The 14,576-nt window shown below is 68.3% G+C and carries 11 protein-coding genes; 3 read left to right on the forward strand and 8 right to left on the reverse strand.

What is annotated here, in order from left to right; all coding sequences use genetic code 11:
* Both MMG85_RS16430 and MMG85_RS16435 read left to right on the forward strand, forming a co-directional pair.
* On the forward strand, positions 1-902 hold a 902-nt coding region (locus MMG85_RS16430; protein WP_241047015.1), incomplete at its 5' end, for a hypothetical protein.
* Between the two features lie 106 nt (positions 903-1,008).
* Positions 1,009-1,212: a DUF2061 domain-containing protein gene (locus MMG85_RS16435; protein WP_241047016.1), complete on the forward strand. Its 204-nt coding sequence runs from the start codon at positions 1,009-1,011 to the stop codon at positions 1,210-1,212.
* 40 nt (positions 1,213-1,252) lie between these two features.
* Here the strand turns inward: MMG85_RS16435 and MMG85_RS16440 are convergent, their stop codons facing one another.
* The 3 genes from MMG85_RS16440 to MMG85_RS16450 form a co-directional block, all read right to left on the reverse strand.
* Positions 1,253-1,861: a hypothetical protein gene (locus MMG85_RS16440; RefSeq protein ID WP_241047017.1), complete on the reverse strand. Its 609-nt coding sequence runs from the start codon at positions 1,859-1,861 to the stop codon at positions 1,253-1,255.
* Complete coding sequence (gene lpdA / locus MMG85_RS16445; protein ID WP_241047018.1) at positions 1,858-4,032, reverse strand: dihydrolipoyl dehydrogenase; 2,175 nt, start codon at positions 4,030-4,032, stop codon at positions 1,858-1,860. The genes MMG85_RS16440 and lpdA overlap by 4 nt, the downstream gene beginning before the upstream one ends.
* A gap of 77 nt (positions 4,033-4,109) precedes the next feature.
* Positions 4,110-5,537 carry a dihydrolipoyllysine-residue acetyltransferase gene (locus MMG85_RS16450; protein WP_241047019.1) on the reverse strand — a complete coding sequence of 476 codons (1,428 nt, stop codon included), beginning with the start codon at positions 5,535-5,537 and terminating at the stop codon, positions 4,110-4,112.
* A gap of 274 nt (positions 5,538-5,811) precedes the next feature.
* Between MMG85_RS16450 and MMG85_RS16455 the strand changes: the two genes are divergently transcribed.
* On the forward strand, positions 5,812-6,570 hold the full coding sequence (locus tag MMG85_RS16455; protein WP_241047020.1) for a hypothetical protein: 759 nt from the start codon (positions 5,812-5,814) through the stop codon (positions 6,568-6,570).
* On the opposite strand, the gene MMG85_RS16460 is transcribed toward MMG85_RS16455, so the two are convergent.
* From MMG85_RS16460 to pgmB, 5 genes are all read right to left on the reverse strand, one after another.
* Positions 6,532-7,089: a DNA-deoxyinosine glycosylase gene (locus tag MMG85_RS16460; RefSeq protein ID WP_241047021.1), complete on the reverse strand. Its 558-nt coding sequence runs from the start codon at positions 7,087-7,089 to the stop codon at positions 6,532-6,534. The two genes, MMG85_RS16455 and MMG85_RS16460, sit on opposite strands and share 39 nt — an antisense overlap.
* 3 nt (positions 7,090-7,092) lie before the next feature.
* Positions 7,093-7,548: a DMT family transporter gene (locus tag MMG85_RS16465; RefSeq protein ID WP_241047022.1), complete on the reverse strand. Its 456-nt coding sequence runs from the start codon at positions 7,546-7,548 to the stop codon at positions 7,093-7,095.
* Positions 7,549-7,609: 61 nt separating this feature from the next.
* Positions 7,610-8,854, reverse strand: coding sequence for an MFS transporter (locus tag MMG85_RS16470; protein ID WP_241047023.1), 1,245 nt, complete (start codon positions 8,852-8,854; stop codon positions 7,610-7,612).
* Between the two features lie 162 nt (positions 8,855-9,016).
* Positions 9,017-11,419 (reverse strand): TonB-dependent receptor, encoded by a 2,403-nt coding sequence (locus MMG85_RS16475; protein WP_241047024.1) that lies wholly within the window; start codon positions 11,417-11,419, stop codon positions 9,017-9,019.
* A 74-nt stretch (positions 11,420-11,493) separates the two neighbouring features.
* The gene (gene pgmB, locus MMG85_RS16480) at positions 11,494-14,508 is read right to left on the reverse strand and encodes a beta-phosphoglucomutase (protein WP_241047025.1); all 3,015 of its coding nucleotides are present in this window, start codon (positions 14,506-14,508) and stop codon (positions 11,494-11,496) included.
* Between the last annotated feature and the right edge of the window lie 68 nt (positions 14,509-14,576).

Below are 14,576 nucleotides of genomic sequence, written 5' to 3' on the forward strand. Positions count from 1 at the left end.
CCCTCCTCGCCTGCCTGCCGCTGGCGTGCGCCACGTCCGCTGCCGCTGCACAGGATTTCGCCGACGACGCCCGCTTCGAGATCCGGCTGTCGGCCTTCAATCCCGAGGCCAACATCCGCTTCGACGGCACCGGCGTCGCCACCGATGGCGAGCGCTCGGAGGACCTGGCGGCGGCGGGCAGCATCGACTCGGACGGCCGCTGGCGGCCGCGCGGCGAGCTCGCCTTCCACATGTCGCCCCGGCAGTCGCTGCGCCTGAACTACTACGACTACCGGCGCAACCAGTCCTGGAACTTCGATGGCGACTGGGTCGACCCGGGCAACATCTTCGATGAGGTCGAGATTCCCGGCGAACCGGTGGAAATCCCGGCCATCGACATCGATGGCCGCCTCAGCTTCGAGCTGGCCAGCCTCAACTACGAGTTCGCCGTAGTCGATGCCCCGCGGTTCCAGTGGGCACTTGGCGCCGGCGTCACCCATGCGACGCTGGAAGCCCGGGGTACCGGCACCAGCACGGGCACCGGCGAGGTCGACCCGCAGTGGGAGTCGTTCCGCTGGAAGAAGGACGGCACGTCGCCCAACCTGCACACGCGGGTCAGCTGGGCGCCGACCGAGCGCCTGCGCGTGGAGGCACAGGCCCAGTATCTGGATACCCGCTGGGGCGATTTCATCGACGAACGCGGCCATTTCGAACGCGGGGGCCTGCTGGTCGAATACCTGGTGACCGAGCGTCTGGGCATTCACGTGGGCTATGACTGGTTCCGCCTGAAGCTCAGCAACGACTATCGCGGCTCGTTCGAGGCGCCGCCGGAAACCGGCGTAGGCACGGTCGACGTCGCCGGCAAACTGACCGGACAGTTCAAGGTCCACGGACCGATGGCCGGCGTGACCTTCCGGTTCTGAGCCGACTGATCGATAGCCACCGCTTATCGTTTCCAGCAGAACGTTTCATTGGACGACACGTGCGGGGCGCCCATACTTGAGACCAGTTCTCATCTGGAGCCCCGCCGTGAACAAGACCCTGAGCTTCGCGATGCTGCATTTCGCGGTGGCCTTCACCCTGGGCTACCTGTTCACCGGCAGCCTGCTGGTGGGTGGCGCATTGGCACTGATCGAACCGGCCTGCAACACCGTGGTGTTCCACTTCCACGAGAAGGTGTGGAAGCGGATCGAGGCGCGCCGGGCAGCGAGGGCGATGCCGTTGCCGGCCTGAGAAAGGCTCAAAGAAGGGCTGAGGGTCCTGACAATCCGATCTACGGATTGCCCAGTGCCTTGTCCAAAGCCTCTGACTGCGTTCTGCGCTGGATGCAAGTTGCATCGTCACTTGGCAGGCCCGAATCCAGGTCGCAGGGATGCATGGGGCGACCTGAGGCGACGTTTTCGCGCAGTCCCGCCAACAGCAAGTGATCGAAGCCCAGGTACGCCCCCAGATTGACGATCCGCGACTCGCATGCCCCGGGTTTAAGCACCGTGCCGGGCTGATCCCAGAACAACAGCAGGAAATCTCCCGGCGCGACGCCCCTCGTACAACCGGTGGCTAACTCGTATTCCAACCGGGGGATCCCAGTAAGCGCTTTGCCCTTGATCTGCTCCACCAGCACATAGCGAGCGACGGCTCCGCCGATCTGATACGGGGTTCCGTACAACCTGGCCGACGAGGGAGCGTCGCCAAGAAAATTCCGCAGCGCGGACTCACGCACCAGTTCGACAGCGGAAACCCGGACCAAGGCAACGTAGGCATTCCGCGCCGCCAGATCATCGAGGTCACGCGAGCCCACCGGACCGCACTGGCACGCCCACGCGACAGTGCTGGAGGTCAACAGAGCCCCCGCCAGCCAGATGCGGGCGAGCAGGCGGATCACTTCTTCTTCGGGATGTACAGGTCGGTGATGGTGCCTTCGTAGACCTCGGCAGCCATCGCCACCGACTCGCTGAGCGTGGGGTGCGGATGGATGGTGGCACCGATGTCGCCGGCTTCCGCGCCCATCTCGATGGCCAGCGCCAGTTCGGCGATCAGGTCGCCCGCGTGCACGCCGACGATGCCGGCACCAATGATGCGATGGGTGTGCTCGTCGAAGATCAGCTTGGTGGAGCCTTCGCCGCGGCCGATGCCGACCGCGCGCGCCGACGCCACCCACGGGAACTTGCCCACGCCGATCTTCAGGCCCTTGGCCTTGGCCTCGGTCTCGGTCACGCCGACCCAGGCGATTTCCGGGTCGGTGTAGGCCACGGACGGAATCACCCGCGCCACCCACTCCTTCTTCTCGCCGGCCGCGACTTCCGCCGCCAGCTTGCCTTCGTGCGTGGCCTTGTGCGCCAGCATCGGCTGGCCGACCAGGTCACCGATGGCGAAGATCTGCGGCACGTTGGTGCGCATCTGCGCATCGACCGGGATGAAGCCACGGTCAGTGACGCTGACGCCGGCCTTGTCGGCATCGAGCTTGCCGCCGTTGGGCGAACGGCCCACGGCGACCAGCACGCGGTCCCAGGTGCCCGATTCCAGCTCCGGCTTCTGGCCCTCGGTGGCGCTCTCGAAGTGGACGGTGATGCCCTTCTTCGAGGCCTCGACTTTGGCGGCCTTGGTCTTCAGCTGGATGATCACGCCCTGCTTCTTCAGGCGGTCGGCCAGCGGCTTCACCAGGTCCTTGTCGGCGCCCGGCATCAGCTGGTCCATGAACTCGACCACGGTCACTTCGGCGCCCAGCGCGCGGTAGACCGTCGCCATTTCCAGGCCGATGATGCCGCCGCCGACCACGAGCAGCTTCTTCGGCACTTCGGCCAACTGCAGCGCGTCGGTGGAATCCATCACGCGCGGGTCGTCCCACGGGAAGTTGGGCAGCTTCACCGCCTGCGAACCGGCCGCGATGATGCACTGCTCGAAGCGCAGCAGCTGCGTCTTGCCGTCGCTGCCGACGATCTCCAGCTCGTTGGGCGACACGAACTTCGCCACGCCGGTCACCGTGCGCACCTTGCGCTGCTTGGCCATGCCGGCCAGGCCCTTGGTGAACTGGCCGACCACCTTGTCCTGCTTGAAGCCGCGCAGCTTGTCCAGGTCGATCTTCGGCTTGCCGAAGCTGATGCCGATGTCGTCCGAATGCGAGGCCTCATCGATCAGGGCGGCCGCGTGCAGCAGCGCCTTCGACGGGATGCAGCCGACGTTGAGGCAGACGCCGCCGAGCGCTTCGTAACGCTCGATGAGGACCGTATCCAGCCCGAGGTCGGCGGCGCGGAACGCGGCGGTGTAGCCGCCCGGGCCGGAACCGATCACGACGATGCGGCACTCGATGTCCGCGGGCTTGCCGGTGCCCAGCGCCGGCTTCGGCGCCGAGGTCGCAGGCGCGGCGGGCGCGGCCGGCGACGGCGTCACCGGGGCGGGCTTGGCGGGCGCCGATGCGGCGGCGCCCTCGCCTTCGATGATCGCCACCAGGCTGCCTTCGGCGAGTTCATCGCCGAGCTTGACCTTGATCTCCTTGATGACGCCGGCGGCCGGCGACGGCACTTCCATCGTCGCCTTGTCCGATTCCAGCGTCACCAGGCCCTGGTCCTTCTTCACCGTGTCGCCCACGGCGACCAGGATCTCGATGACCGGCACGCCGTCGTAGTCACCGATGTCGGGCACCTTGGCTTCGATCAGGCCACCGCCGCCGGACGGCGCGGGCGCAGCGGCGGCCGGTGCGACAGGAGCCGATGCCGAAGGCGACGCGGACGCGCTCCTTCCCCCGCTCGCGGGGGAAGGCTGGGATGGGGGCGAAGCTGCCGCTGCGGCCGGCGCAGGCGCAGACGCCGCAGCACCCTCCGCTTCCAGCACCGCCACCACGCTGCCTTCCGACAGCGCATCGCCCAGCTTGACCTTGAGCTCCTTCACCACGCCGGCGGCCGATGACGGCACTTCCAGCGTGGCCTTGTCCGATTCCAGCGTCACCAGGCCCTGGTCTTTCTTCACCGTGTCGCCGACAGCGACGAGGATTTCGATGACCGGCACATCGCTGTAATCGCCGATGTCGGGGACTTTGACTTCAATCGTGTTCGCCATACCGCTCTCTTTCGTAGGGTGGGCCTGGGCCCACCGTGGCTTGGTCGGATAGGTGGGCCGGGGCCCACCCTACGGACTCACAGGAGTACGCGGCGCATATCGCCAAGCAGCTGTGCCAGGTACGCGGTGAAGCGCGCCGCGGCGGCGCCGTCGATCACGCGGTGGTCGTAGCTCAGCGACAGCGGCAGCATCAGGCGCGGCTGGAACTGCTTGCCGTCCCACACCGGCTGGATCGACGACTTGGACACGCCGAGGATGGCCACTTCCGGCGCATTGACGATGGGCGTGAACGCCACGCCGCCGATGCCGCCCAGCGAGGAGATCGAGAAGCAGCCGCCCGACATCTCGGCCGGACCGAGCTTGCCTTCGCGCGCCTTCTTGGCCAGTTCGCCGCTTTCCTGCGCGATCTCGTTGACGCCCTTCTTGTCAACGTCGCGGACGACCGGCACCACCAGCCCGTTCGGCGTGTCGGCGGCGAAGCCGACGTGGAAATACTTCTTCAGCGTGAGGTTCTCGCCACTGGCATCGAGCGAGGCGTTGAAGTCGGGGAACTTCTTCAGCGCGGAGACGCTGGCCTTCATCAGGAAGGCGAGCATGGTCAGCTTGATGCCGGCCTTTTCGTTTTCCTTGTTCAGCGCCACGCGCAGCGCTTCCAGGTCGGTGATATCGGCGTGGTCGTGCTGGGTGACGTGCGGGATCATCGCCCAGTTGCGCGCCAGGTTGGCGCCGGAAATCTTCTTGATGCGCGACAGCGCGACCACCTCGGTCTCGCCGAACTTGCTGAAGTCCACCTTCGGCCACGGCAGCAGGTTGAGGCCGCCACCGGCGGCGGCCGGTGCGCCCGCAGCGGCGGGCGCGGCCACGCCACCGGCCAGCGCGGTCTTGACGTACTTCTGCACGTCTTCCTTGCTGATACGGCCACCGCGTTCGCTGCCCGTCACCTGGTGCAGGTCCACGCCCAGCTCGCGGGCGAACAGGCGCACGGCGGGGCTGGCGTAGGCGACCTTTTCCGGCAGCACGCGGTCGGCGTTGAACTCGACCGGCGGCGAGCGCGGCGGCGAGGCTTCCGGATCGATGCCGGGCTTGTCGTCCAGCACGCGCGAGGCAGCCGGGGCCACGGACGGTGCGGCGCGCTCCTGCGCGATCTCGCGCTGGGCGATCTTGTCGGGGGTCGGCGAGACCGCGACCGGCTCGACCTTGGCGCCGGTTTCGGCGGTGGCGGTCGGCGCGGGCGCGGCGGCAGGCTTGGCTTCGGCCGCACCTTCGCTCACTTCGATCAGCGCGACGACGGCGCCCTCGGCGATCTCGTCGCCCAGCTTGACCTTGATCTCCTTCACCACGCCGGAGAACGCGGATGGCACTTCCATCGTGGCCTTGTCCGATTCCAGCGTCACCAGCCCCTGGTCCTTCTTCACCGTGTCGCCCACGGCCACCAGGATTTCGATCACCGGTACGCCGTCGTAGTCACCGATGTCGGGGACCTTGGCTTCCTTGATGTCGGACATGGCGTTACTCCGGTGCGGGCGTGAAGAGGGAACCCCTATTGTGTCCGCAGCGGCGCGATGCGCCAACCGTTCATTGGTGTTAATTGCTGTCCACGGCGGGACATTGCGCGCAGCGCGACGCGCAGTGGTATCGCTTTGGTCGGACGACGCAGGCGCCGAACGGACGCAATACGCTGCCGCATTGTTCATCCAAGCGCGTCGCCGGCGCGTATCTGGATACGGCGTTCACGGGCTCGCCCCTAGCATCGCCGCCCATTCCATCAAGGAGATTCCCATGCGCTGGCTGGTATTGCTTTCGTCGCTCGCCATGCCCGTGGTGTCCTGGCTGTCCCAGCAAGGCATGCTCGGCCCCACCAACGGCGAGGTCTCGGATCGCTATCCCACGCTGATCGTCGCGGCGGGCTACGCCTTCGCCATCTGGGGCCTGATCTTCCTGTGGGACGTGGTGTTCGGCGCCTGGCAGGCATTTTCGTCGCGCGCGCGCCAGGCGCCGCTGGCGGGCGTTCGCCCCTGGGCTGCGGCCGGTTTCGCGCTGACCGCTCTGTGGATGCCGGTGTTCTCGCAGCAACTGTTCTGGCTGGCGCTGCTGATCATCTGGTCGGCGCTGGGCTGTCTGTTGGCCTGCGCGCTGAAGCTTTCCACCGCGCGTGAAGGGACGCCGGGCCTCACGGGCTGGGCCTGGGCGCCGCTGTCGCTGCATGCCGGCTGGCTGTCGCTGGCGGCATTCCTCAACACGGCGCAGGTCATCGTCGCCTATCGGCTGCTGCCGACCGACGCGATGCTGCCGTGGACGCTGGTGCTGTTCGCCGCCGCTGCCACCCTGCTGCTCGTGGCGAACCAGCGGATGCGCGGCAACCTGCCGTTCGCGGCGGCCGCGCTGTGGGCATTGGCTGCGGTCTACGTGAAGCAGTCGGGCTGGACCGTGCCGGGCAGCGATACCGCCGCCCGGGTCGCCATTGCCGTGGCCGCCGTGCTGGCGGTGCAGACCGTGTGGCTACGGCTGCGTGCGCCGGCTCGCCCCGCGCACGCCTGAAGCAGGCAGCAGCGGCCGCAGCACATCCCATGCCTCGCGCAGCCGCGCGAGGTCCATCGCCGCATGCGCCGGGCTGGTCGAGGGCAGCGCGATGAGCTGCACGCGCTGCGTCCAGGCGTCATCCAGCTGCGGCTGGACATGCCGCCGGAACAGCGACGACGCAGTGCCGCCGTTGAGGGCGATGCCGCGCAGGGTGGCAAGCTCCTGCACCAGGCCGGCGACCGGATTGGGCCGCTCGCTGCCGCGGACGATCGCGCTGTCCAGGCTGCCGGCACGGCGGCATTCGCCGATCACATCCCACAGGCCGATACCGGCCCGCTGCAACGCCGCCAGCCGTTCCTCGTAGGGCGCTTCCACGGCGACGCCGGCCAGCGAGGCCATCACCGGCCAGAACCGGTTGCGCGGATGCGCGTAGTAGCGGGCCGCCTGCAGCGACGCCGTGCCCGGCATCGAGCCCAGCACCAGCACGCGGCAGTCGGGCGCCACCACCGGCGGCAGCCCGGTCAGCACCTCATCCATCGCTTATCCGCCGCTCGCCTGCCACGGCTTCACCACCAGCAGGGCACCGGCGACGACCAGCAGCAGGCCGACCACGCGCAGCGCATCCACCGGCTGGCGCGCGTGCAGCACGCCGAAGTGGTCCAGCACCACCGAGCCCACCAGTTGCCCGGCCACCACCAGGCAGATCAGCGACGCCGCGCCCAGCCGCGGCACCAGCAAGGTGGCCGAGGCGACGAACAGCGCGCCGATCACGCCCCCGGTCCACGCCCACCACGGCACCTTCGCCAGCGCGGCCGGCACGAACACCGGCCGCGTCAGCAGCCACCACGCCAACAGCACGCCCGTTCCCACCAGGAACGAGCACAGCGAGGCGAACAGCGGCCCGGACGTCTGCCGCCCCAACGAGGCGTTGATCAGCGCCTGCAGCGGCAACAGCATGCCGATGAAGAGGGCCAGGGCCACGCCGGTCGCGTTCATGCGTCATCTCGTCCAGGGAAGAGGGACGAACGATACGCCACGTGGCGTCAACGCATGCGCATCAGGCGACGTGCGGAACGCCACCCTGCCGCTTCGACACCGCCCGCTGCAGCAGCGCCATCGACACCAGCAGCATCGCCATCGGCGCCAACAGCAGGTAGAACGCACGCGACCCGTCGAAGTGCGCGAACAACTGCCCGGTCACGTACGAACCAGTCGTGCCGCCCAGCGCGGAGAACACCACGATCAGTCCGGTCATCGCCGCATGCCGCGACTTCGGCAGCGCGCTGAGCACCACCGAATTGATCGCCGGATAGATCGGCGCCATCAGCAGGCCGATCATCGGGAACACATAGGCGGCCGCCGGCGCGTTCCACCAGGACATGCCCTCGCGCGCCTGCACGTTGACCGCCAGCGGCAGCGCCAGCAGCACCAGCACCGCCATCGCCACCACGCAGCCCGACAGTAGCCAGAACCACGGCAGGCGCCGCAGCAGCACGCCCCCGCCCAGCCGCCCCAACGCCAGCGACCCGGCGAAGATGCTGGCCGCCTGCACGCTGAGCGTGGTGGGCAGGTGCAGGATCTCGCGGTTGAACGTGGGCAGCCAGGTGTTGATGGCCTGCTCCATCAGCACGTAGAGGAACGCCGACACCAGGAACACCACCACCAGCGGCAAGGCCAGCAGGCGGAACATGTCGATGAAGGATTCGCCGGCCGCATGCCCATCCTGCGCCGCGCGCTCGTCCAGCGTGCAGGTGGCCAGCAGCACGACCACCGCGATGCACAGCCCCGCCAGCACCCAGTAGACGTCCAGCCAGACCGGATCGCCGGGCGCGTCGGCGTTGATGAAGGCGGCGAACAGCCAGGCGCTGCCGAGGATGCCGACCATGAACCAGCCTTCCACCGTGCTGGTCAGCGCGGCGTGCGCCTTGGCGTCTTCGGTCAGCAGGCCGATGCTGGAATACACCGACACCTTCACCAGCGCGAACGCCACGCCGACCGTGGCGAACAGCAGCTTGGTGGCCCAGAACGCCTGCAGCAGCGGCATCGCGACGCAGGCGGCGGCGACCAGCAGCAGGCCGAGCATCATCGCGCGGCGATAGCCCAGCCGCGGCAGGAACGACGCCACCAGGAACGAGGTGATGGCGATGGGCAGGTCCTTGAATGCTTCCAGCAGGCTGGCGTCGACCTTGGTGATGCCGAAGCCCTGGATGGACTGCAGGATCACCGTGCCCACGGAATTCAACAGCATGGCGAAGATCATGTACGTCAGGATCATCGCCAGGATCATGCGGGTGCGTGTCATCGGCGGTACCGGTCGGGTCGGACGCATCCTAGCCGCATCGGCCGGCCTGCGCGGGAGCGGCCACGCCTGGCGGCGCAGCACGCTGAAGAGGGATGCGCCGCCGCGCCGGGAGAGACGGCGCGACGGCGGAAAACGGCCCACGGCAGCGCGGGCCGTTGTGCGTCACCAGCGGTAGGCGACGGAGGCCTGGTACGAGGTCCCTTCCAGCGGACGCCCCATGAACACGCCGCCACTGGTCGCGTTGCCCAGCACGCGGGCATTGCCCTCGGTCAGCGCGATCTCGTCGGTGACGTTGCGGCCCGAGAAGGTGAACTCCCAGTGGTCGCCCACGTGCGCGCTGGCGCCGATGTCCCAGGTGTCGTATTCGGGCAGCACCTGGCCGTTGGCGGGATCGGAATAGCGATCGCCGACATGCGTGTAGGTGGTGAACACCTTCAGGTCGCCCCAGGGCATCGACCAGTAGTAGCTCGGCGTCAGCCGCGTGCGGAACTTCGGCTGGCGCACCACCTGGTTGCCGTCGAACGTGGAGAAGTCGCCGTACTTGGCGCGCAGCCAGGTCGCATTCCACGCCAGCTCGAAACCGCCAAACGGCCGCCACGCGCCCTCGAACTCCAGGCCGCGCGCCTTCGAGTCGCCGATGATGACCACGTTGTTGCCGTTGTTGTCGAACGCCTGATAGCGCAGGCCGGTGAAGTCGTTGTAGAACGCGGTCAGGTACATCTCGTACGTCTCGCCGCCCGCCTTCAGGCCCAGCTCGTACTGGTCGATCTCGGTCTTGTTGTTGGCGCCGTCGCGCAGGTTGTCGAACTGCGGGAAGGTGAAGCCCGAGTTGACGCGGCCGAACAGGCTGACGCTGTCGTTGAGCGTGTAGTTCAGGCCAGCCGTCCACGACACGTCGCTGTCGTTCTGGTCGATGCTGCGCGGCGTAGTGGAGACCGAGGTGGTGTTGTCGTACAGGGTGTTCTGGTCGCCGTCCAGGTCGACCGTGATCGGATCCCACACCGTGCCGTTCACTTCCTGCCGCTCGTAGCGCACGCCGGCATCCAGGCGGATGCGGTCGTTGACGGTCCACTCGTCGGCGATGAAGAAGGCGGTGTTCTGGCCATCGTAGTCGCCACGGATGTTGTAGAACGCGGTGCCGACGAAGCCATCACGCGTGGCGACGCGACCATCGGACAGCGCCAGGTTCACCCGCCGCGCGTTGTCCTGCGCCGTCAGCAGCATATTGTTGCCCAGCCACCAGCGGTCCTTCGACGAGTAGTCGGCGTAGTACACGCCGAAGGTCAGCGAATTGCGCTCGGTCAGGTCGACGCTGAAACGCAGGTCGTTGGTGAACGAGCTGATTTCCTTGTCCACCACCCAGAAGCCGGCCGTCAGCACCTGCTGGTTGGGATCGACCGTACCGCCGCCGTTGACGAAGCTGCCGGTGCCGGTGACGCCTGCGCCGTAGGTATCGGTGATGTAGGACGACAGCGTCTGCGGGTTGGCGCCGGTGAACAGCGCGTAGGTCGGCGCATCACCCTTCAGGTAATTGAACTTGTCGCTGATCGTCCAGTTGCCGACGTACCAGTCCAGCGAGCCGCCGAACACGTCGATGTCCACGCCGCGGCCATCGGCCAGGTCGCGCGTCATGGTCTGGTTGCCCACGCCGGTGGGCAGCGTCACCCGGCGGAAGTCGTCGCCGACCAGCGTGCCGGTGGTGGCATCCAGGCCGGGGAAGCTGGAGATGTCCTGTCCGTTGTTGCGCGAGACCAGCGGCACCGCGGTGTAGAAGGTGTTCTGGTCGTCGGTGTGGCGCGCGTAGAGGTTGAACTCGCCTTCGGCCCAGCGCTTGGTCAGCGTGGCGCTCAGCTGGCCGCCCTTCTCCACCGGGAAGCCGGTCTGGCGCACCCCGTCGGTCTCGCGGTAGAAGCCGCCCACGCTGTAGTACCAGCCGCTGTCCGCGCTCAGCGGGCCGCCACTGTAGAAGTCGACACGACGCAGGCTGTCGGTGCCCAGGGTCATGCGCACCAGGCCTTCCGGCGTGTCCTCGCCCTTCTTCTGGATGAAGTTGACGGTGACGCCGGGCTGGCCGTTGGAATAGATCGGGCTGGGACCGCCGCGCAGGCCTTCGACACGCGCGATGGTGTCGTCGATGCGGAACAGCGTGGTGTTCTCCAGGAACGACAGCGTCGGCGGCGGGAAGATCGGCGAGCCGTCCAGTTGCAGGGTGAAGAACGGCGCATCGCCTTCGGAAGGCATGCCGCGCACGAAGACGTTGGCGCCGGTGCCGCCGCCGCTGGCCTCGGCCCACACGCCCGGCACGATCTTCAGCAGGTCGGCGGTGCTGGTGGGCGCGGTTTCCTGGATCTGTTCCGGCGTGGCCGTGCTGATCGAGAAGCTGGCGTCGCGCTTGCGCAGGCCCTTGAACTTGGCCGTGCCGCTGACGACCACCGCGTCCAGCGTGGTCGCGTCATCGTTGGCGGCGGCCGGCGCGGCATCCTGTGCGGACGCCAGCGCCGGCGCCAGGGCCAGCGCGATGGCGGCCGACAGGGCGTAGCGCATCGGGTGCTTGGTGTGTTGCATGGTCTCTCCCTCCACGTAGTGCGATTGTTGTTGTAGTGACAGGCTGCCGCCGCGGCTTCTGTGGCCACGTGCGGTCAAGGCGAAACGAACGTCCTCAGGTCGAACTCGGCGATGCGGGGAATCACGGCATCGGCATGGCGCAGCGCGCGCGCGTCGCCGATGCCGATGGCCGCCATGCCGGCGGCATGGATGGCTTCGATGCCGGCCGCGGCGTCTTCCACCCCGATGCAGCGGTGCGGCGGCACGCCCAGCGCCGCCGCGACATCCAGGAAGATGGCCGGGTCGGGCTTGGCGCGGATTACGCGGCCGGCGTCGGCGATGTAGTCGAAACGGTCGGCGATGCCCAGCTTGTCCAGCAGCATGGGCGCGTTGCGGCTGGCCGAAGCCAGGCCCAGTTTCAGTCCGGCGGCGCGGGCGGCATCGAGCACCTCGCGCACACCATCGAACAGGTCCTGCGGCCCGACGTGGGCGATCTCCTGCACGTAGTAGCCGTTCTTGGTGTCGGCCAATGCGCGCTTCTCGTCGGCCGAATACGCACGCGTGGCGCGCTCCAGGATGATCTCCAGCGACGCCATCCGGTCCACGCCCTTCAGACGCTCGTTGACCTGCAGGTCGAACGGCACGCCGATTTCGTCGGCCAGCCGCTTCCACGCGCGGTAGTGCGTATGCGCGGTATCGGTCAGCACGCCGTCCAGGTCGAAGATCAGCGCCTTGCAGTCCCGCGGGAACGTCGCCTTCGGCGGCGCCGGCACGGCCAGCGGCAACACCGCTTCGCGTCCGCGGGTCAGGTGCACGTCGGTGCCGGCGTGGCCGAACGCCAGCGCGACGCCCTCGTCCAGGCGGTAGCGCACGCCGCGCGCATCCACGTCCACCCGCAGCACGCCGCCGCGCCAGCGCAGGTTGAAACCGTAGCCTTTCCAGGCCGCTGGCAGCGTGGGCGAGAACCGCAGCCGCCCCTGCACCACCCGCAGGCCACCGAAGCCCTGCACCAGTCCCAGCCAGCTGCCCGCCATCGCCGCCATGTGCACGCCGTGGTCGGTGTTGCCGTGCAGGTCGTCCAGGTCCACGCGCAGGCTGGCGTCGAAGTACTGCCACGCTTTTTCGTCCTGGCCCACTTCGCTGGCGAGGATGCCGAACACCGGCGCCGACAGCGTGGAGTCGTGGGTGGTGACCGCTTCGTAGTAGTCGAAGTCGCGCCGCTTGCTGCCCAGCGGAATGCCGTCGCCCGCCAGCACCAGCGCCATCACCACGTCGGCCTGCTTGCAGACCTGGTGGCGGTACAGCGTGAGCGGATGGTAATCGAGCAGCAGCGGACGGTGCGCGCCTTCGCGCTTCGGGAACGGCCAGCGCGGCTTGGCCAGGAAGTCATCGTCCTGCGGATGGATGCCGAGTGCCTCATCCAGTGGCAGGTACATCGTCTCGGCGGCGCGCTGCCATAGCGCGACTTCGTCGGCCTCCAGTCCGATGCGCGCCGCGAGCGCGTGCAACGCCTCCGGACGATCCGCCGACAGGCGGTTCCAGGCCTGCACGGCGCGCTGCAGGTGCCGCTGCGCCATGCGGTTGGTGTACCAGTTGTTGTTGACCAGGGTGGTGTATTCGTCGGGACCGGTCACTTCGTGGATGCAGAACGCGCCGTCAAGCCGCGGATTGAAATGCCCGGCCTGCGGCCAGATGCGCGCGGTCTCGAAAAGAATCTCGGCGCCAGCCTCGCTGAGGAAATCGAGATCATCGCTGGCGTCGAGATAAAGCCCGATCCCGTACGCGATGGCGGCGTTGATGTGGTAAGCCGCCGAGCCGCTGGGATAGTGCGCGGAACATTCGCGGCCGGCGATGGTGCGCCACGGGTACAGCGCACCACGTGCGTGGTTCATCGCCCGCGCGGTGTCGCGCGCGCCGTCCAGCGTGCGGTAGCGGTACATCAGCATCGCGCGCGCCACCTCCGGCGCGGTGAACGCCATCACCGGCAGCACGAAGGCCTCGGTGTCCCAGAAACAGTGGCCTTCGTAGCCTTCGCCGGTGATGCCCTTGGCCGCGGTGCCGGTGATGCCGTCGCGCCCGGCCGATTGCAGCAGATGGAACAGGTTGAAGCGCAGCGCCAGTTCCGCCGCCGGATCGCCGGCCACCGACAGGTCGGCGTGCCGCCAGAACTCCTGCAGCGCAGCCGACTGGGCCGCGGCGATGGCCTCGAACCCGGCCGCCTGCGCGCGGGCCAGCACGGCATCCACGCCATCGGCGGCGCGGCCGTTGCCATCGTCGTAGGCGACGAACTTCTCGATCACCACCGACGCGCCGGGCGCCAGCGTGGCAACGAAGCGCTGCTCGACGCGCCCGGTTTCCGCCCGCGCACCCTCGAAGGCGAGGCCCGACGACAGGCGATGCTGTTGCGCGCAGACCAGCGCCACGCCGCTGTGATGGGTGCGCTGGGTCAGCCGCGCGTTGTCGGCATCGGCGTGTTCGTCCGCGACCTGCAGGCCCTTGCCGCCATGCACGCCGATGCGGGGATCATCGCCCTGCTCGACCGCCTGGCGACCGGTCTCGATGGACGACGTCAGGGTCAGCGGTCCCGCGTAATCAACCGAGGCCACTTCGAAACGGATCGCCAGCAGCGCGCGTTCGGCCAGCGGCACCACGCGCTGCGCGGTGATCTGCAGCGTGTGGCCCTGCGGCGTCTTCAGCCGCAGGCGCCGGTGCAGCGTGCCGGCCGCCAGGTCCAGGGTGCGCTCGAAGTCCAGCCACTCCGCGTCCGCGAGCCGCAGCGGAACGTCGCCCAGCTGCAGGCGGATGTGCTTGCCCTCGGCCACCGGCACGCGGGTATCGGTGCTGCGGGTGAAGCCGGGGAAGCGCTCGTGGTAGTGGATCGGGTTCTGTTCGAACACGCTGGACAGGAACGAGCCGTCGCTGGCGCTGTCGCCTTCCTCCAGCGCACCGCGCACGCCCAGCGTGCCGTTGGCCAGGGCGAACAGGGTCTCGTCACGGGCGGCCCGCGCGCGGTCGATCCCGCGATGGGTGAGCCGCCACGGATCCTGCGGGTCCGGGCCGGCATCGCCGAGGTTGACTGCTGTTTCTTTCCTGCCCTGTTCCACCGACATCCCCACGCTGGCCTGGTCCTGGCCGGGCTGGCAGCCCGGGCGGAGGGCACGCTAGGAGCCGTTGTTAT

Source organism: Pseudoxanthomonas sp. LH2527 (assembly GCF_022539275.1).
Classification (GTDB): Bacteria; Pseudomonadota; Gammaproteobacteria; order Xanthomonadales; family Xanthomonadaceae; genus Pseudoxanthomonas_A.